The organism is Cedecea lapagei (assembly GCF_900635955.1).
Taxonomy (GTDB): Bacteria; Pseudomonadota; Gammaproteobacteria; order Enterobacterales; family Enterobacteriaceae; genus Cedecea; species Cedecea lapagei.
On the sequence record NZ_LR134201.1, the window covers coordinates 2,184,681 to 2,202,662 of the forward strand.

15 protein-coding genes and 1 pseudogene are annotated in these 17,982 nt (G+C 56.9%); 5 read left to right on the plus strand and 11 right to left on the minus strand.

Annotated elements, in window-relative coordinates; translation table 11 throughout:
- The first annotated feature begins 34 nt into the window (after window positions 1-34).
- The gene (locus tag EL098_RS10615; protein WP_126356184.1) at window positions 35-2,215 is read left to right on the plus strand and encodes a type I secretion system permease/ATPase; all 2,181 of its coding nucleotides are present in this window, start codon (window positions 35-37) and stop codon (window positions 2,213-2,215) included.
- Complete coding sequence (locus EL098_RS10620; RefSeq protein WP_126356185.1) at window positions 2,212-3,387, plus strand: HlyD family type I secretion periplasmic adaptor subunit; 1,176 nt, start codon at window positions 2,212-2,214, stop codon at window positions 3,385-3,387. The genes EL098_RS10615 and EL098_RS10620 overlap by 4 nt, the downstream gene beginning before the upstream one ends.
- A 38-nt stretch (window positions 3,388-3,425) precedes the next feature.
- On the opposite strand, the gene EL098_RS10625 is transcribed toward EL098_RS10620, so the two are convergent.
- The 10 genes from EL098_RS10625 to EL098_RS10670 all read right to left on the minus strand — a co-directional run bounded on the left by EL098_RS10625 (window position 3,426) and on the right by EL098_RS10670 (window position 13,513).
- Window positions 3,426-4,340: a hypothetical protein gene (locus EL098_RS10625; protein WP_232012400.1), complete on the minus strand. Its 915-nt coding sequence runs from the start codon at window positions 4,338-4,340 to the stop codon at window positions 3,426-3,428.
- A 385-nt stretch (window positions 4,341-4,725) separates the two neighbouring features.
- Complete coding sequence (locus EL098_RS10630; RefSeq protein WP_408609126.1) at window positions 4,726-5,820, minus strand: alkylhydroperoxidase domain protein; 1,095 nt, start codon at window positions 5,818-5,820, stop codon at window positions 4,726-4,728.
- Entirely contained in the window at window positions 5,814-6,860 is a 1,047-nt protein-coding gene (locus EL098_RS10635) for a putative FMN-dependent luciferase-like monooxygenase (protein WP_126356187.1), read from the minus strand. The genes EL098_RS10630 and EL098_RS10635 overlap by 7 nt, the downstream gene beginning before the upstream one ends.
- On the minus strand, window positions 6,857-8,476 hold the full coding sequence (locus tag EL098_RS10640; protein ID WP_126356188.1) for a dipeptide ABC transporter ATP-binding protein: 1,620 nt from the start codon (window positions 8,474-8,476) through the stop codon (window positions 6,857-6,859). The genes EL098_RS10635 and EL098_RS10640 overlap by 4 nt, the downstream gene beginning before the upstream one ends.
- Window positions 8,473-9,333 carry an ABC transporter permease gene (locus tag EL098_RS10645; RefSeq protein WP_126356189.1) on the minus strand — a complete coding sequence of 287 codons (861 nt, stop codon included), beginning with the start codon at window positions 9,331-9,333 and terminating at the stop codon, window positions 8,473-8,475. The genes EL098_RS10640 and EL098_RS10645 overlap by 4 nt, the downstream gene beginning before the upstream one ends.
- Entirely contained in the window at window positions 9,330-10,274 is a 945-nt protein-coding gene (locus tag EL098_RS10650) for an ABC transporter permease (RefSeq protein WP_126356190.1), read from the minus strand. The genes EL098_RS10645 and EL098_RS10650 overlap by 4 nt, the downstream gene beginning before the upstream one ends.
- Before the next feature lie 9 nt (window positions 10,275-10,283).
- On the minus strand, window positions 10,284-11,909 hold the full coding sequence (locus EL098_RS10655; protein WP_126356191.1) for a TIGR04028 family ABC transporter substrate-binding protein: 1,626 nt from the start codon (window positions 11,907-11,909) through the stop codon (window positions 10,284-10,286).
- 118 nt (window positions 11,910-12,027) lie between these two features.
- Window positions 12,028-12,267, minus strand: coding sequence for a DUF2554 family protein (locus EL098_RS10660; RefSeq protein ID WP_126356192.1), 240 nt, complete (start codon window positions 12,265-12,267; stop codon window positions 12,028-12,030).
- A gap of 260 nt (window positions 12,268-12,527) precedes the next feature.
- Window positions 12,528-12,851 carry an AzlD domain-containing protein gene (locus tag EL098_RS10665; protein WP_126356193.1) on the minus strand — a complete coding sequence of 108 codons (324 nt, stop codon included), beginning with the start codon at window positions 12,849-12,851 and terminating at the stop codon, window positions 12,528-12,530.
- The gene (locus EL098_RS10670; protein ID WP_408609115.1) at window positions 12,851-13,513 is read right to left on the minus strand and encodes an AzlC family ABC transporter permease; all 663 of its coding nucleotides are present in this window, start codon (window positions 13,511-13,513) and stop codon (window positions 12,851-12,853) included. Before EL098_RS10670 ends, EL098_RS10665 begins: the two co-directional genes overlap by 1 nt.
- 102 nt (window positions 13,514-13,615) lie before the next feature.
- On the opposite strand from EL098_RS10670, the gene EL098_RS10675 reads away from it, so the two are divergent.
- Window positions 13,616-14,164, plus strand: coding sequence for a helix-turn-helix domain-containing protein (locus tag EL098_RS10675; RefSeq protein ID WP_126356194.1), 549 nt, complete (start codon window positions 13,616-13,618; stop codon window positions 14,162-14,164).
- A gap of 38 nt (window positions 14,165-14,202) precedes the next feature.
- On the opposite strand, the pseudogene EL098_RS10680 reads toward EL098_RS10675, so the two are convergent.
- A pseudogene (locus tag EL098_RS10680) lies at window positions 14,203-14,532 on the minus strand (SMR family transporter).
- 313 nt (window positions 14,533-14,845) lie between these two features.
- On the opposite strand from EL098_RS10680, the gene EL098_RS10685 reads away from it, so the two are divergent.
- Both EL098_RS10685 and EL098_RS10690 read left to right on the plus strand, forming a co-directional pair.
- A complete protein-coding gene (locus tag EL098_RS10685) occupies window positions 14,846-17,050 on the plus strand; it encodes a phage adsorption protein NrfB (RefSeq protein WP_126356195.1) in 2,205 nt (734 codons plus the stop codon).
- Window positions 17,047-17,976, plus strand: a complete 930-nt coding sequence (locus EL098_RS10690; protein ID WP_197718552.1) for a tetratricopeptide repeat protein — start codon at window positions 17,047-17,049, stop codon at window positions 17,974-17,976. Before EL098_RS10685 ends, EL098_RS10690 begins: the two co-directional genes overlap by 4 nt.
- Window positions 17,977-17,982 lie beyond the last annotated feature (6 nt).

A 17,982-nucleotide genomic window follows, 5' to 3' on the forward strand; every position in this document is an offset into this window, starting at 1 on the left:
TGCTTTTGGCCACTTTCGCAGGACGTGAAACACAATGACTTCAACGCATACCCGCTATGAACCCTGGCTGCAGGCCATGCTGTCCGTAGCGCGCCACTACCGGCTCGATTTTTCCGAAGAACACGTGCGTGTGGTGATTAATCAGGAGAGCCAGAGTCCTCATCTTCTGGTGCTGGAAGATATGGCACGCCAGCTCGGATTAGCGCTGCGCAGCGCGCCGGCAGATGTCTCATTGATCGATCCGTGGCGGTTACCGCTGGTTGCCGAGCTCAATGATGGCCAAATGGCGGTGCTGACCCATATGGATAATCACGGACAGCTAAGCATACAGCTGAGCGGAGACGGAGGGCTGGAAACCGTGGTCAGCCGTGAAGCGCTGGCCCAAAGGCTCAAGGGGCTGTTTCTTCTGCGTCCGCTTAATTCGATTCCCGATGCGCGAGTGGACGACTACGTCAGGCCATATCAAAAGAACTGGTTCTGGACGCTGGCCCTGAAGGACTGGAAACGCTACGGCGATATCATGCTGGTGGCGATGGCGGCTAACGTGCTGGCGCTGGCCGGTATGCTCTTCTCCATGCAGGTGTACGACCGGGTAGTGCCTTCGCAGTCGGTGCCCACGCTGTGGGTGCTTTTTGGCGGCGTGATGCTGGCTATTCTCTTTGAATTTACCATGCGTATGCTGCGCGTCCACATTGCCGATGTGGTCGGGAAACGGGCAGACTTACGCATATCCGACCGGGTTTTTGCCAGAGCGCTGCGCATCAAGAATAACGCCCGGCCAAAATCGACAGGCTCGTTTATCTCACAGATCCGCGAGCTCGAGTCGGTGCGTGAGCTGATCACCTCAACCACCATTGGCACCGTATCGGATATCCCGTTCTTCCTGCTGTTTGTCTTTATCCTCTGGCTGATCGGCGGTCCGCTGGTGTTTGTTGTGCTGCTGGCCATTCCGCTGCTGCTGATCCCCGGCCTGCTGGTGCAGCGGCCGCTGGCGCACCTCTCGAACGAGGGCATGCGCGAGTCGGCTATCCGCAACGCCACCCTGGTGGAGGCCGTTCAGTCCATCGAGGACATCAAGCTGCTCCGGGCCGAGCAGCGGTTCCAGAACCAGTGGAACAACACTAACGACGTCGCCGCGGCCATAGGAATGAAGCAGCGCTGGCTGACCAGTTTGCTGATGACCTGGACCCAGGAAGTTCAGTCAATCGTCTATGCCGTCGTGCTGCTCGTAGGGTGTTACCTGGTGATTAACGGTGATATGACCACCGGGGCGCTGGTCGGGACCTCGATCCTTGCCTCCCGGACCATCGCGCCGCTGGCGCAAATCTCTGGCGTACTGTCCCGCTGGCAGCAGGCAAAGGTGGCGCGTAAAGGGCTGGATGACCTGATGCAGCGCCCGCTGGATGACCCGGAGCAGGGCCGAAAAGTGCATAAAGCTCACCTGCAGGGAAACTACCAGCTTAACTACGCGGCTTTTTACTACGATGAAGAAGAGAAGGTTAACGATCTGGATATTGCCCGGTTGACCATTACGGCCGGGGAGAAAATTGCGGTGCTGGGACGTAACGGCTCCGGTAAAAGCACGCTCTTACAGCTGCTGGCGGGAATGCAAACGCCGCAGCATGGACAGATCCTTCTCGACGATATCAGTCTGGGTCAGATCGACACCGCCGATCTCCGCCGTGATATGAACCTCCTGAGCCAACAGGCTCGCCTGTTCTTCGGTTCTGTTCGCGATAACCTGACGATGGGCCGCCCGCTGGCCAGCGACGAAGAGATTCACCGCGCCCTGGTCCTGAGCGGCGCGCTGGGTTTTGTTCAGAAGCAGAAGAATGGCCTCAACTACCTGATTACCGAAGGGGGAGCAGGACTTTCCGGCGGCCAGCGGCAGGCGCTGCTGCTGGCGCGTACGCTTATCCTGCAGCCCCAGATCCTGCTGCTGGATGAACCTACGGCCTGGCTGGATGAGGTCAGCGAGCAGCAGCTTATCGCCAATCTTGCGCCGTGGCTGGGCAACCGTACTCTGGTGGTCGCCACGCACCGAATGCCGATCCTGCAGCTGGTGAACCGCATCATCGTGCTGGATAACGGCCGCATCGTCATGGATGGTCCAAGAGATAAAATTTTGCAGCAGCACGGGATGATGGAGAAGCAGGCCGTACCGCACAGAACCGCCACCCTGAAACCTGCAAATACCACGGAGGGTCGGGCATGAACGACATCACGCGCTACAACAGCCGCCTGAAGGAGCCCGCGCTGCCTCGGGCAAGCCTGGTGGCCTGGGCGCTTGGCCTGATGCTGTTAGCTTTTGTTCTTTGGGCGAACTTCTTCACCCTGGATGAGGTGACAACGGGGGCTGGTAAAGTCGTCCCGTCGTCGCGCGAGCAGGTGATTCAGTCTCTGGAAGGCGGGATCCTCTACAAGCTGGATGTACGTGAGGGGGACATCGTTGAGAAGGGCCAGGTACTGGCGCAGCTGGATCGCACCAAAACCGAGTCTGGCGTCCAGGAGAGTGAATCGCGCCTGCATGCTGCGATGGCGACGGCTGCCCGCCTGAAGGCGGAGGTCAGCGCAACGCCGCTGGCTTTCCCCGATTTGTTGCCCGGCGATGGCGACCTTGTCCGCCAGGAAACGGCACTCTATAACTCGCGCCGCAGCAGCCTTGAAAAAGGGGTTGCTGGCCTGAGAGAGGCCATCTCTCTCGTGCAGCGCGAGCTGGCAATGACGCTGCCGCTGGTGAAACAGGGCGCGGCAAGCAGTGTAGAAGTGCTTCGCCTGCAGCGGCAAAAAAATGAGCTGGAAAACAAAATCACCGAAATGCAGAACCAGTATTACGTGCGTGCGCGTGAAGAGCTGGCGAAAACCAACGAGGAAATTGAAACCCAGCGTTCGGTAATGCGCGGTCGGGAAGACTCCTTAACCCGCCTGAAATTTACCGCACCGGTAAGGGCCATTGTGAAAGGGATCGAAGTCACTACCGTTGGCGGCGTTATCCCGCCCAATGGCAAGCTGATGACCCTCGTACCGCTTGATGACCAGATGCTGATTGAGGCAAAAATCTCGCCGCGCGACGTAGCGTTCATCCATCCGGGGCAAAACGCGCTGGTGAAAATCACCGCCTACGATTACTCCATTTATGGTGGGCTGAAGGGCGTGGTCACCACCATTTCTCCCGACACCCTGCAGGATGAAGTCAAACGTGATGTCTACTATTACCGGGTTTATATCCGCACCGACATCAGCCAGCTGGAGAACAGGGAAGGTAAAACGTTCCCCATCTTCCCGGGGATGATTGCCACTGTGGATATTAAAACCGGCAGCAAATCTATACTCGACTATCTGCTGAAGCCATTAAATAAAGCTAAAGAAGCGCTAAGAGAGCGGTAACAAAAAAGAAAAGGCCGGCGCTGCCGGCCTTTTCATATTCAGAGGTTCGTCGGATCTATATTCAGGCCGTAGAGGATAAATGAAAAATAAAAGCCGAAATAGGACTCTGTCATATCCATAAAGCGGGGATGAATTTCCAGCGTCCCTTCATTATCTTCGCTAAATAACCCTGCCATGATACCGCAATTAACAATTCGTCTCAGATGCATTCTCGAAACAGAAAGCTCTTTTGACGTTTTATTATAATTAGGTTTTAGCCACCAACGGCCACGCTCATCCTTTCTGGCCTGCAGGTATATCCTCAGCATAATGATATGGCCGGCATCTTTATCAACGAAGATGGCGCTGTAGGGGACAATGCGGCTTAAAATGACTTCGTCAAAGAGCAGGCTGGCGCTTCGGTGGAAAAACTCAGCGAACCTATTTTCATCCTCCAGGGCATGAAACGAAAGGGCATCATCCGGCAGTAAAAGTTTCAATGAAGGAATAGATATCTGCATGTAGCTGCGGGTTTCATTGAGGCCTTTCACGCTGGGCTTGTACAGCAGTACCCGGCGATCGTCCTCGCTTTTTTCCAGCGTCATTCTGCCGGTAATGCGCAGCAGCGTGACCAGAGAGTTCACGGTGTTGAGGCTGGTGAGCCCCTTTGTTACGCAAAACTCTTTAATGTCTGCGAGCACCGCGCGGCGATCGCTATAGTGAAAACAGAGCAGCGCCAGCACCACATGAAAACGGGAGCTTTGCAGAATAGTTTTATAAAACAGGGGTTGTTTTTTATAGGTGACCATCAGGGAATCATAATGATGCTGCATAGCTTCCCGAAAACAAGGGTGCGTATTTATTTGCTGACTGTATCTTGCGATAGTGGTCTGGAGTTGATGTTGCTTCATATTATTTTCTCGGTATTCAGCTACAGGGGCGAGCCCTGTAAAAAAGAGTGCCAAATCAGACATCAAGGCACGTTAAACGTGATTTTTATTAGGTATGTGGACAGTATCCAGTCAGGAGTATATCACTGTTTATTTTGAAGTAAAAAATATCGCCAGCTGATTTTATGCTGCCAGCGTCTTTTCTGACGGAAATGCTTATTTACCTGCTGTTGTTATGTTTTACGTTTAGCGTAAATTATATTTTTTGATGTGGTAAATATTAATTAAATATGTACGAGGCGTTGCGCGAATATTGATCTGATGGCGTCTTTTTGAACTTGTATTGTACAAAAAACAGTAAAATGACGGGGCAGGCAGAAGATGAAGGCATTCTCGTGACAGTGTCACGAATGGACGGGCGGATGAAACGCTTCACCCGCCCGCTTTTGATGTGTATCACCAACTATGGTCAGTTATAAGGCTCGCCCAGCGTCAGCATAAGGCGGTTGGCCCAGGCGAAAAAGGCGGTGGACTGCACCAGATCCAGCAGTTCAAGCTCGCTGGCGCCAAGCTCTCTCAGCGCAGCGATCTGTTGAGCACTGGCGCTTGCCGGCGTGGCTGAAAGGGCAGCCGAAAAGTTAATTTCCGCCTGCCAGCGAGGAGACTGGCCGTCACTGAGTGCGCTGCCTGGCTCGATGGCAAGCAGGCGCTCAATCGCTTCGTTATTTTTAGAGAGCTGGCTGGCTTTACGAGCGTGAACCGAAGCGCAATAAATACACCCGTTTACCTTACTGGCGACCGTGGCGGCAAGCTCACGTTCGGCACGCGGTAGGCCACCCGGCGTGTAGAAAATGCCCTTATCGGTGAGAGTGCGCTGCTCGAGCGCCGGCAGGTTGCGTCCCAGAAGGCGGAAATAATCGGAGTCCTGATGGCCAAATCGCTTTAGCGTCTCCTGCTGGTCGGGGCTGTACTCAGCGTAAGGCAGGGCGGCTATCCACGGCTCCCAGTGAAGTTCTGCCTGGGTGAAGGCCTGTGGGGCAGGTTTGCCGCTGTGGGTCTGCGGCTGTCTGTGCCACTCTCCGGCGGGAGGAATGCGCACCTGTTCACCGTCAACGGGTTTGCTGCCAATCAGCCGCAGGCCGCGTAAAAGCCGGCTCTGGAAGGCGACAAAGCCGATAATTTGTGACAGTGTAACTATTTCTTCCTCGCTAAACCCGGCCTGAATCAGCGATTTTACGTCCTGCGGGCCAGCCTGTACCGGTTGGAAACTCAGCTTTTCTGCATGATTGAGCAGCTGGCTAAAACGTTCGCTGACGGCTTTTCCCGCCACGCTTTGCTCGTAGTGGCTAATCAGCCGCGCATCCTCGTGCCACTCAGCGACATGCCTGGCCAGATGCAGACGCTCCGCCAGCGTCAGGCCGCTGGTACTCAACTCTCCGAAAAGGGCTTCATAGCTTCCCTGCGCGTGGGATGTTGCGGCTTTACGAATTTCGCGCGCCTCTGCAAGCGAGGTCCCGGGGATAATTTCTGCTAGCTGATTAAGCAGATCCTGCTGACTCATGATGACTCCTTAGAGAGTGACGACGAAGTGGTTGGGCGGACGCTGCTGCGAACACAGCCGAGCGCCGGGGCAACCTGCTGCGCCAGCAGTTCGATGGAACGCAAAATGTAAGCGTGCGGGGGATCAATGGAGTGAACCTGGAACGAAAGATCCGTCACGCGGTGCAGCGTACTGTCTTGTGAGAGTGACGCAATAACCTGCTGGGGCGTGCCAAGGTGAACATCAAAGGCGGCAATGTGGTGATCGAGCGTGTCTCCCAAAACGGGGTGCCCCTGCGCCCGGTGTTGTTCCGCCTGCTGGCGCAATCCCCTTGCGGCTAATTGCCGTGCCAGCTCGCCATCATCGGTAACAAAGCCGGTTCTCGATCCCAGAATACGTGGCTCAACGCCCTCCGGCAGAGCGTCCAGATAGGCATCGACGATCGGGTTTTGAAGAACATCCAGCGGGGTATCAAGCGCGTCGGCCGGGCGAGGCTGGGTGCGGGAGAGCATCAGCCCGTCACCCGCTTTGCCGGCCCGCGCACCGCCATCAACGGAAAAGGTTGCCTGCCAGATACGGTTTTTTAGCTGCGGGGAGGCGGGATAAAGATGGTTATCCGTTCCCGACAGCGGCTCGTCAGCCAGGGCCGAACGCAGCAGCGAGAGGTTTTCGGCGTAAATCTTGCCTCTGTCGGTACTTTGTAGCCCGAATGCCGGGAAAGATCCCGGCGTGCCTCCAGAACCCACGCCAAGCTCAAAGCGCCCGCCGCTAAGCAGATCCAGCACCACGGCATCTTCGGCGACACGCAGCGCCGACTCCATCGGCAGGGTAATAATTCCTGTGCCAAGGCGTATTCGCCGGGTATGCGCCGCCACGTGGCTTAAAAACACCAGCGGGGCGGGCAGGCCGCCTTCGGCCTCGTGAAAATGGTGCTGAGCGACCCAGGCAGCGTCGAAGCCGTGCCACTCGGCGTGAATGATTTGCTCCGTCGCCAGACGGTAGCGTTCGGCGGCAGGGGCGTGGTCAAGCAGGCGGGTAAAAAAGCCCAGTCGTTTAATGGTCATGCAACGTCCTTATGGCCGGGGCCGATATCGGGAATAGCGTTCAACAACTGCCAGGTGTAATCGCTGGCCGGAGCATTAAATACGTCGGCAATCGGGCCGTTATCTACCAGTTCACCGGCTCGCAGGACGGATACGCTGTGAGCAAGCTGACGCACGGTGGCGAGATCGTGAGAAATAAACAGGTAAGTCAGGCCAAACTGCTGCTGCAAATCCTCCAGCAGGCGCAGGATTTGCGCCTGCACCGTCACGTCGAGCGCCGAGGTGGCTTCATCCAGCACCAGGATTTGCGGGTCGAGGATCAGGGCGCGGGCGATGGCGACGCGCTGGCGCTGTCCGCCGGAGAGTTCTCGGGGCTTGCGGGTGAGCGCCTCAAGCGGAAGCGCCACACGCTCGGTAATCGCTTCTACTTTGTTGCGCCGCTCTGCCTTCGACAGCTTACCGAAGTTAAGAAGTGGCTCCTCGATAATGCGGAACAGCGTCTGGCTCGGATCCAGCGAGGCAAAGGGGTTCTGGTAAACCAGCTGAATTTTCTGCCTGAGCTGGCGTCTGGCTTCCGGGCTGAGGTTGGTGGTATCGATGCCGTCAATCAGCACTTTGCCGCTGTCCGGCTTCTGGAAGCCAAGCAGGATGCGAGCCAGCGTTGATTTGCCCGAGCCGGATTCGCCAACCAGCGCGTGAGTGGTGCCTCTGGCAACGGTAAAGGAAACATCGTCCAGAGCCCGTAACGTCTGGCCGCTCTCTTTGCCTAGCGAAAAATGCTGGCTGAGGTTACGGATCTCAATCGCGGCGGTTTGCGGGGCGCGTAGCGGCCAGGGTCGTAATGTCCGCGACAGGCCCGGCGCATCGGCAAACAGCTGGCGGGTATACGGATTTTTAGGCTGCCTCACGACATCAGCGGTGGGGCCAGACTCCTGGATTCGGCCGTCGCGGAATACCAGAATGCGGTCGGATCGCTGGGCTGCGAGCGCCAGATCGTGGGTGACAAACAGCACCGCCGTGCCGGATTCGCGGCGCAGGGTATCGAGCAGGTCAAGAATTCGTTTCTGTACCGTCACATCCAGCGCGCTGGTAGGTTCATCGGCGATAATCAGCGCGGGTTTCAGGGCGATGGCCATGGCGATTAACACGCGCTGCTTCATCCCGCCGGAAAGCTGATGCGGGTACTGGCCGGCCCGCTGTGCCGGGTGGCTAAGGCCGACTTTTTCCAGCAGGGCAACGACCTGGCTTTCCCGCTCGGCTTTAGGGAGGCGAGTGTGAAGTTTCAGCACCTCGGCAACCTGCTGGCCGATGGTTTTTACCGGATTTAGCGAGCTGCCCGGATCCTGTGGGATCAGGCTGATGCTTGCCCCGCGTAGAGCGTCAAGCTGACGTTCAGACCAGCGGCTTATAGGCTCGCCGTTCAGCTGGATTTCACCGGATTCGATAATGCCATTTTCGCCCAGCAGCCCAATGATCGACTGGGCCAGGGTCGTTTTTCCTGAGCCAGACTCGCCAACGATCGCCAGCACTTCGCCTGCGTTCAGGCTAAAGGAGACGTCGTGCACCACGCGCTTGCTGCCGCCGCGCTGGCGCCAGGCGATGCTCAAATCGGTGATTTTTAGCAGCGGTGTACTCATGACGATCTCCGGGAAAAATGGTGGCTCAGGCGGTTAACGGCAAGCACGACGGCGACGACGACAACGCCTGGGAATGTGGATAGCCACCACGCCGTCGCCAGATAGTTACGGCCTTCGGCAATCAGCAGGCCCCATTCCGGCGTCGGCGGTGGGGTGCCATACCCCAGGAAGCTCAGGGTGGAGAGCGCAAGAATGGCGGTGCCAAACTGCAGCGCGGCAAAGGCAAAGACCGAGGTCAGGGCATTGGGCAAAATATGGCGCCACAGCACCTGCAGGAAGGTGCCGCCGCTGCCGACGGCGGCTTCAACATAGTCGCTGTGGCGAATGCGGACGACTTCCGCACGAGCCAGCCGGGTAAAGTTAGCGATAGACGTAATCCCAACGGCGATTGCCGCATTCACCGTCCCGAATCCGAGCAGAATAATGACGCTCAGCGATAGCAGCAGACCGGGCATAGCGAGAAGGACATCGATGCTGCGCATTAATGTGCTCTCGGTCTTGCCGCCGGTGGCGCCGGCCAGTACGCCGAGCGCGGTGCCGACGATCAGGCCAAGCGTAACGGCTACCAGCGCCCCTGAAAGCGAGTGGGAGGCTCCCCAGACAATACGTGCGTAGAGATCGCGCCCCAGCTGGTCGGTGCCGAGCCAGTGTCCGGCCTGAGGGGCAAGGCGCTGCGCGCCCGCAACACCTTCTGTCGGGCTCCATGAGGTAAACAGCGCCGGAAACAGCGCCCAAAGTGCGACAATCACGAGCGTTAACCAGGCCAGCCACAGGCCGGGCTGGCGGGGCAGGCGAAGGCTGGAAAAGCGGCGCACCGTTCGGCGCGGCAGCGGGGTATTTATATCAACGGTAGTCATGCGGTAGCTCTCCGGATGGACTTAAGGCGCGGATCGAGCAGAGGATAGATAACATCCACCAGCAGGTTGATGACAACGAAGCTCAGGGCAGAAATCATCACCACCGCCTGCAGCACGGCAACGTCCTGGTTATTGACCGCCCGCTGCGTCAGTTGGCCAAGACCGTTGAGGCCAAAGACGGTTTCGGTGATCAGCGCCCCGGCAATCAGTTCGCCAAGCAGCAGACCGGCGACGGTCAGAACGGGCAACAGCGCGTTGCGGGCAACGTGTCGCCAAAGAACGCCGGCGCGGCTGCCGCCTTTTGCGCGGGCAACGGCGACATAAGGCTGGGTCAGCACTTGATCAATATTACGCATCAGCAGCTGCGCAAGCGGGGCGCTAATCGGCACCGCGAGCGTGGCGACCGGCAAAATCAGCCCCTGCCAGAAACCAGGGTTAATTACCGGTATCAACCGCCACTGGAAAGAGAACAGCTGGATCAGCGCAATGCCGAGCCAGAAGGTGGGTACGGCGATAAACAGCGCGGGAAGGTTAGCAAACAGCGTTCTCAGCCCGCGCAGCGGCGCGAGCGTGGAGGCTGCAGAGATACCGACTGCGAGGAGGATTGCGGTGGCAAAACCCAGTCCGGCTAAGCGAAGCGTCGCAGGCAGATTAGCCGCAATCAGCTGGCTCACTGAAACACCCGCTTCAATGGAATAACCAAAATCACCGCGCAGCATGTGGGCCAGCGTCGTCAGATATTGCTGCCAGAGCGGGGTGTTTTCTCCGTAGATAACGCGCATTTCCTGAATCTGCTCCGCGCTGAGCCCAAGGTCCGGGTTCTGGAATTTGATCAGGATGGCATCTCCCGGCAGCAGCTGCAGAAGAATGAACGACACGCTATAGGCCGCCCACAGTACCAGCAATGCCTGGGCAGCGCGCCCGGCCAGATAACGTGTCATGGTTGCCCCTTAGTGTTTTTCAAGCCAGGCGGCATAGAACGACGGGCGTCCCACGGCTTCAAAGGCCACGCCCTTCAGCCATGGCGCTCCCGCAAAGACCTGCGGCTCTTCGAAAATCGGGATCACGTAGGCCTGATCGATAAGGTAACGCTGAGCATCCCCCGCCAGGGCGAGGCGTTTTTGCGGATCGACCTCTGACGAAATCCCGACCAGCAGAGCGTTCAGCTTGTCATCGCTAAACTGTGAGGTAGCGCTGAGGCCGCCTTTTTGCAGCAGGGCATCGCGATTCGCCGGGTGGAACTGACTTTTAATGACGTCAGGATCGGCACGGCCAACTTCGATGACGTTAACCCCGGTTTTTTGCGGATTATTGGTATCGAGAACGCGGCTACCGGCGTCTCCGGCACGAACGCTCAAACCAACGCCAATTTGCTTCCACTGCTGGGCAACCAGCTGTAAAACCTCTTTGTTCTGCGGCTGCGGCAGGGACTCATAGATGGTTAACGCCAGCGGTTTGCCGTCCTTCTCGCGAATGCCGTTGCTGCCTTTTTTCCAGCCGGCTTCATCAAGCAGCTTATTTGCCAGCGCCGGGTCATATTTCAGCTTATCGCGCAGGTCAACGTACCCGGCGGCGGTGCTGGCAATCACCGAAGTCGCAACCGGATAGTTAGCGGAAAAGAGAGTATCGACAACCTGTTTAGGATTGGTGCCGTGCAGCAGCGCCTGGCGAACTTTGACGTCGGCCACCAGCGGGTTATCCGGACGTAGCGCAATGCCGTCATTCACGCCGCGAGTAGGGGCGGCATAAACAGGGAATTTCTGATCGGTGGCCTGCTTCTCGTCGTACGCCTGTACCTGGCGAATAAAGTCAGCCTGGCCTGCGAGCAGGGCGCCAATGCGCACGCTGTCTTCAGGCGTGACCAGAATTTTAATCCCGTCGAGATTTGCCGGCCCCTGCTGTGGGCTGTTTTTCGGCCCCCACTGATAATCCTTACGCGCCGCCAAATCGACCTCTCGGCCCAGCGTCTCGTTCTGCACAACAAACGGCCCGGAGCCGATGATATTGCGGGCATCGCCCAGCTCATCAAACGTGCGCGACAGCGTTTTCAGGGAAACCAGGCCGGAACCGATGGTGGCGGTGCCCTGTAAAAAGCCCGGCGACGGTTTTTTAAAGAAGAACTTCACCGTCAGCGGATCGACGACCTCGCTGTGGTCGTAGTTGTTGATGACTTCGGAAACCGGCAGCCGCAGGGCCTTATTGCCCAGTCCGTAGGTATCGAAGTTTTTGGCTACCGCATTGGCATCCAGCGGGGTGCCATCGGAAAAGGTCACGCCCGGACGGAGCTTGAAGGTATATTCAGTTTTATCCGCATTGCTGGACCAGGATTCGGCAATCCAGGGCTCTACCTCCAGCGTTTTCGGGTTCTGCCAGGTCAGCTTATCGGTGATTTGATTAAGGATCCCGCCGTTAGGGTAAAAACCACCGGCCGGCGGATAAAGGTTGGTGTGGGCCTGTTGTTCCAGGTAGACCAATTCGCCGCCTTTTACGGGGGCGGCGCTGGTGCTGAAAGCAGCAAAGGCGGCTGCTAATGCCAGCCCGCGAGCGATAGCGGTCTGGCGAGGTGATGATGGCATGGTGTTATCCTTTATTGTCTGGTGGTTAGCGGCGCCCGGAGCGCCCTGAAACTCATAACAACTCAGGCAATAAAGGATGAGAACGAAGAAAATCTACTATCGATTGTTGAAAATCGGCTTAACGCAAATAGGTGGCTGGCCGTCTGTGGGTGGCCGCAAGGTGGTGTTCACGAAAATCATCAGCGGAATCTTCTGCCGTCTGGCGAAGTTCATCGCTGTCTGCCTGGTGGCTAAGCTGGATATCCATATCTTTCACCACCAGGTATTCGTGCCCATGTCGCCCGGCCAGGGTCTGGCCGGAGAAGAGCGCGGTAACAATTAATAACAGGATAATGTTCAGTCGTTTTCTTATTACCATCTGCCACGCCTCGTGGGTGCTTTTTCTTCAGGAGTAAGGGGCTGCTTTCTCCGCGTTTGTTTTCCCTCTCTCCCCACGGGAAGAGAGGCATCATCTGCACGGAACCTGGCTACTCTAGCGATAATTCCAGAGTGAAACTATTCGGCGAATCAAAAGTGATTTAAAGGTTTGTCAGCAAGGTAAAAACGGGCAAGGAAAGCGTTTTGTTGCGCTTTGGTTAAAGCAGGATATGCGGAGGGCCGCGCAAAAGCGGCAGCCCATCAGTGAATACCGGCCACACGAAGGAGCGCGGTCACCAGCGCGGCGGCAATGATCACAAAGATCAGCGGCACCTTACGCCATGCGAGGAAGACCGCTACGGCAACGCCTGCGAACCTGGCGTAACCGGCGAAATGGGAGCCTTCAAAAAACGTGGTCGCCAGCGCCACCGAAAACAGCAGCGTCGTTGCTCCGTCGTTAAGCAGCTTCTGCGAACGTTCGGAAAGCGCCATCTTGTTGCCTAGCTTCGCGCCGCTAAAGCGCATAAGCCAGGTGCCCACGGAGAGAACGGCCAGCCCGGCAAGAACAGTCAGCGTATTTGTCATTATTTTTTCCTCGCCAGCAGGCCAAACATCGAAAGCAGCACCGGTAGCCCGACGGGTGTGAAAGGCGTGGCGGCCAGTGAAATAGCGGCGCCTGTAGAAGCGCGAATCAGGGTGGTGCGACTTTTAAAGGCCGGAATAACCAGCGCCAGCAGAATCGCCGGGAAAACCGCATCCAGGCCTATGACCTCCGGGGAAGGCAGCAGGCTACCTACCGCCGCCCCGAGCAGGGTTCCCGCTGGCCAGAAAAGCGCCACGCCCACGCCGCAGACCCAGTAGGCAGCTTTGCGTGTTTCAGCCGTCGGCTGAGACAGGCCGAAGACCACGCTTTCGTCATTCATAATGTGGCAGCCCAGGGCGCTTAGCAGGCGTGTTCCCACCAGCTCCCTTACCGCGACGCCAAACGGGATGTGCCTGGCGTTAACCAGCAGGCCGGCCATCGCGGCCGCAAAAGGATTACCGCCGCTGGCAATAATGCCGATAAACATAAATTCAGATGCGCCCGCCAGCACAACAAATGAGGCCAGCACCGGCAGCCAGAGGGGAAAACCGTAGGCCATCGCAAGCGAGCCATAGGAAACGCCGACGACGCCAACGGCGAGGCAGACCAGGAAAGTAGCCTTTATGGTGTCCCCGGGAAGGGAGCGAAGATGTTCGCGAATCATTGAATGGTTTCCATATCGAACGAAATCTCCATTATAATGACCGCAATCGGCTATCTTATCAAGTGAACGAAACGTTCATTTTATCGAACGAAGGGTGGTTTAATGACACAGCCAATAGAGACTATCGCCCGTAGCCTGGTGCGGGAGCGCGGGCGAACCGGGCTGTCGCTGGCCGAGGTGGCCCGCCGGGCAGGCATCGCAAAATCCACGCTTTCGCAGCTGGAGGCCGGGAACGGTAATCCCAGTCTGGAGACGCTCTGGGCGCTGTGCGTGGCGTTGAATATTCCCTTTGCCACGCTGCTGGAGCCGCAAAGCGCAAGAACGCAGATTATTCGCCGTGGGGAAGGGAGCCGCATTTCTGCCGAGCAGGCCAACTATGTCGCCATTTTGCTGGCTACCAGTCCTCCGGGCGTGCGGCGGGACATTTATCTGCTGGAAGCGCAGCCGGGCTCGCCACGTCTTTCGGAGCCTCATCCACCGGGATCGGTGGAGCATATGATTGTTACTCAGGGGAGAGCGCTTGTCGGGCTAACCGGGTCGGCTGAAGAGTTGGCCGTTGGGGACTATATTTGTTATCCGGCGGATCAGCCGCATATCTTTCAGGCGCTGGAGCCGGAGACGATGGCCATTATGGTAGCGGAACAGAATTAACAGGCGCGGGCTGCTTTATTGAGGCAGCCCGCTCTGCATTAATGAGCAACGGATTTGGAGAAGAGGTTAATCACCAGCACGCCAAGAATAATCAGCCCCATGCCCGCCAGCGCTGGCCAGTCAAGCTTCTGCCCCATGAAAAGTCAGCCAATCAAACCGATTAATACGATCCCGGCGCCGGACCAGATAGCATAGATAATGCCGGTAGGGATGGTGCGCATAGTGATCGACAGCGCATAAAAAGCAACGCCATAAAACAGGATAGTGGCGACGCTGGGCCACAGGCGGCTGAAGCCATCTGAAAGTTTTAAAGCCGTAGTAGCAATCACTTCGGCAACGATGGCGAGAATTAGCCAGCTGTAGGTCATATCGGTTTTGTCCAGTGAGGAGTGGCAGTTGCGGAACGCTATTTTGACCTGGCTGCGATGTTTTCGAAAGGCGAAGACGCAAAAAGGGCTCACGCTCGGAGCTCCATGTTTATAACCTTTATTAATTGTTAACTATCGATTGTTTCACTGGTTTGTTGGTTAATAGGTAGTTTATAAATTGTCTTGTTATAAATTAAATAAAATAATCTACTTTATGACCCTTCTTTCCTCCCTTATGATACCGGTAACATTGTGGTGTCACTGACGGTTAACGCGCGGCATCTTTGGCGATCGCTAACCTCTGGAGTGAGGTATGGACGGGTGGGTAGATTACTTTTCTGGCTATCTTTATGGGCTAAAAGTCATCACGGCAGGGTTGATTATTCTCATTTTCATCAACGGGATAGATGATCTTTTCATCGATACTGTCTACTGGTTTCGCCGCCTGTGGCTGACCTGCACTGCCAGCCGTCATCGCACTCATATCAGCGACAGGGTGCTTTATCAGCTGCAGGAAAAGCCGCTGGCGATTATGGTCCCCAGCCGTTTTGAGGCCGGCGCGCCGGGCAAAATGGCAAGCCTTTTAGGCGGGACGCTCGACTACGAGAATTACCATATTTTTGTCAGCGCCTTTCCCAACGACCCTGCTACCGAATGCGACATCGACGAGGTTTGCGCGCGATTTCCTAACGTACATAAAGTCGTCTGCGCTGGCCCGGGACCGGCCAGCAAAGCAGACTGCCTGAATACCCTGCTTAACGCCATCTTGCAGTTTGAACGCGACGCCTGTTTTAGCTTTTCCGGCGTTATTCTTCATGAAGCGGAAGATCGTATTTCGCCTCTTGAGCTGCGTCTGTTCAACTACCTTATCGATCGTAATGACCTGATTCAGCTGCCGGTCTATCCGCTGGAGCGTAGCTGGAAGCACTTTACCAGCCTGAGCTATGGGGATGAGTTGTCTGAATACTATGGTAAAGAACTCCCGGTAAGAGAGGCGCTGGCCGGGCAAGTCTCCGGCTTTGGCGCAGGCACCTGTTTCAGCCGTCGCGCTCTATTGACGCTGTTGTCTGACGGAGACGGCATTGCTTTCAATGCGCAAAACTTCGCTGAAGATTACGACCTCGGGCTCCGTCTGCACCAAAAAGGCATGAGGGAGACTTTCTGCCGCTATACGGTGGGCGATTTTAGCCGACGCCAGAGTGCCGCCAGGTGGATTTGCGTGCGTGAATATTTCCCTGACACCTTTGGCGCAGCGGTGCGGAAAAAATCGCGTTGGATAATCGGCGTTGTCTACCAGAGCTTCATAAACCGCCGCCGAAGCGCGAGCTGGGCAGTGAACTATTTTCTCTGGCGCGACATAAAGGGCGGGCTTGTCAATATAGTTGCTTTTACTGCTCTGCTGATCGCTCTCCAGCTCGGCTCGCTGTGGGTTTACCAGCAAGCCGTGGAGGATGCCTGGCAGTTTTTACCTCTATTCTACTGTGCGTCCTGGCTGAGCGTGCTGCTATGGCTCGATCTCTGTCTGCTGCTAAACCGAATTGCGCAACGCGTTATCTTTGCCTGCGGCTATTACGGGTTTTGGCAGGGGATGATGTGCGTTCCGCGTTTGTTATGGAGCAGCCTGATCAATTTTACGGCTAACTGTCGGGCGATGCGCTGGGGAGTCCAGCAGGACGATGCGGGCCGCGTTGAAGCGGATGAAACGGTGCGCGATTTCCAGCGCAAAACGACGTACAGCCCGTATTTCCGTCCCTTGGGCGAGATTCTGCTGGCACGTAACATGATTAGTCAGGCGCAGCTTGAAGAAGCCGTGCAGCACCGTATTACTGGAGTAAGACTCGGCGGCAGCCTGGTCAGGAGCGGCATAATCAATACGCTGCAGCTTGCCGAGGCTCTGGCCGAGCAGGCGGGCGTGCCGATGGAGCGCATTGACTGCCGCTGTCTTGATAAACGGCTGGTTCAAGCCGTGCCGGCAGGCGTTGCCCGGCACTATGCGGTGTTGCCACTGCGTGAAGAGCCCGCCGCGCTGGTCTTTGCCAGCGAAAGTCCCATAGATCCGGTTTCGCTGGCGGCGCTGGCGCGTAAGGTCGGTCGCCGCGTACGCTATGTTGTCGTGCCGCTGGGAGAGGTCGTTGTGGGGCTCAGGCGCTGGTACGGCGAGACGCAAAAATATCAGCAGCATGCTTTACTTTCCCGCGCAGCGGCGGCGGGCCTGCTCAGACCGCAGCAGGCTGAGGCGCTCTGGGGCGAGTATGTCTCCGGCCAAATCCTGTTCGCGGAGATCCTGGTGGCCGAAAACTATCTGCATAAAACCGTGCTGAATGCAGCGCTGCTGCGCTATGAACATACAGAGATGCTTTTTGGTGAATTTCTGGTCCAGGAGCAGGTGGTCGATCAGCCGGCGATCGATCACGCCCTGGCGCAGCAGCAGAAACTGCAGCCGTCGCTAAGCTGGCTGATGCAAAAAGCGGGGCTGAGTCGCCTGCAAATCTCCAGCCTGGCCGGAGAAATAGCATGAGTTTATGCCTGAGGGTGCTGGCCTTGCTGGCGTGCAGCCTGGCGTTGGCCTGTTATGCTCTGGCAACAGAGGAAGGTCCGGAAGAGGCGCTGGGGCTGAGCGATTATCGTTACTTCAGGGTCTATCCGCATCTCGAACGGGCACAAAAAGCGCTTAAAGCAAACGATGAACAACGGGCTATCGGCAGCTTCCAGCACGCCCATCAGCTTGCCCCGAACAGTCTTCCCTTGACGCTCTTGCTGGCCGACGCCTGGCGACATTTTCAACACGATGATAAGGCGAGGGAGCTGTTAAGCCAGCAGCTTCGTAAGACGCCGGGGAATATACAGGTTCGGGCTGCGCTGGACGCAATTCCACAGCCTGCTAAAAATGTCATCCGTCGGGAGCAATTGCTCAGGATGGCAGAAGAGTGCAATCTGTCCCCGTCCGAGGCCTGCCGACAGGAGGTTGGCCATTACGCCGTAAACCTTGGGGAGCTGGATCTTGCGCTGACACAGCTGAATGACGAGCCGTTCCGTGTTTCGCCTGGGGGGAAGGCATTGCTCAATAATCTGACCCAGCGCGCTATCTCCCTGCAACAATGGCAAATGGCCGACCGCGGGTTTGCACTGCATGACAGGCTGGCGACCTTGAACGATGAGCAGTACCAGCAGTGGTTTGCTATTTTACTTCATCTCGGGCGTGACCGCCGCATTCTTGACCTTCAGCGGCAGGGCGTGATGAACTCGCCGGGTATGCAGCTTGCCTACGCGCAGTCTCTGGCCGAACGGAAAAAGTTTTCGGCGCTGAGGGTCTACCTTGCCGGCCGGAATCCCCATTTCTCCACCCGTAGTGAAAAGCGTAACTGGCACTACTTGGTGGCGGCCTGGGGTGGGAAGGCTTCGCAAAACAACCCTGAACCGTTTATCGCGGCGGAGAAGAAATAAAAACGG

Bases quoted from the DNA above. Each gene is read 5' to 3' on its own strand.
- EL098_RS10690 (WP_197718552.1), top strand. From the start codon at position 17,047: ATGAGTTTATGCCTGAGGGTGCTGGCCTTGCTGGCGTGCAGCCTGGCG.
- EL098_RS10685 (WP_126356195.1), top strand. From the start codon at position 14,846: ATGGACGGGTGGGTAGATTACTTTTCTGGCTATCTTTATGGGCTAAAA.
- EL098_RS10660 (WP_126356192.1), bottom strand. From the start codon at position 12,267: ATGGTAATAAGAAAACGACTGAACATTATCCTGTTATTAATTGTTACC.
- EL098_RS10625 (WP_232012400.1), bottom strand. From the start codon at position 4,340: ATGTCTGATTTGGCACTCTTTTTTACAGGGCTCGCCCCTGTAGCTGAA.
- EL098_RS10620 (WP_126356185.1), top strand. From the start codon at position 2,212: ATGAACGACATCACGCGCTACAACAGCCGCCTGAAGGAGCCCGCGCTG.
- EL098_RS10665 (WP_126356193.1), bottom strand. From the start codon at position 12,851: ATGACAAATACGCTGACTGTTCTTGCCGGGCTGGCCGTTCTCTCCGTG.
- EL098_RS10655 (WP_126356191.1), bottom strand. From the start codon at position 11,909: ATGCCATCATCACCTCGCCAGACCGCTATCGCTCGCGGGCTGGCATTA.
- EL098_RS10615 (WP_126356184.1), top strand. From the start codon at position 35: ATGACTTCAACGCATACCCGCTATGAACCCTGGCTGCAGGCCATGCTG.
- EL098_RS10635 (WP_126356187.1), bottom strand. From the start codon at position 6,860: ATGACCATTAAACGACTGGGCTTTTTTACCCGCCTGCTTGACCACGCC.
- EL098_RS10645 (WP_126356189.1), bottom strand. From the start codon at position 9,333: ATGACTACCGTTGATATAAATACCCCGCTGCCGCGCCGAACGGTGCGC.
- EL098_RS10650 (WP_126356190.1), bottom strand. From the start codon at position 10,274: ATGACACGTTATCTGGCCGGGCGCGCTGCCCAGGCATTGCTGGTACTG.
- EL098_RS10640 (WP_126356188.1), bottom strand. From the start codon at position 8,476: ATGAGTACACCGCTGCTAAAAATCACCGATTTGAGCATCGCCTGGCGC.
- EL098_RS10675 (WP_126356194.1), top strand. From the start codon at position 13,616: ATGACACAGCCAATAGAGACTATCGCCCGTAGCCTGGTGCGGGAGCGC.
- EL098_RS10670 (WP_408609115.1), bottom strand. From the start codon at position 13,513: ATGATTCGCGAACATCTTCGCTCCCTTCCCGGGGACACCATAAAGGCT.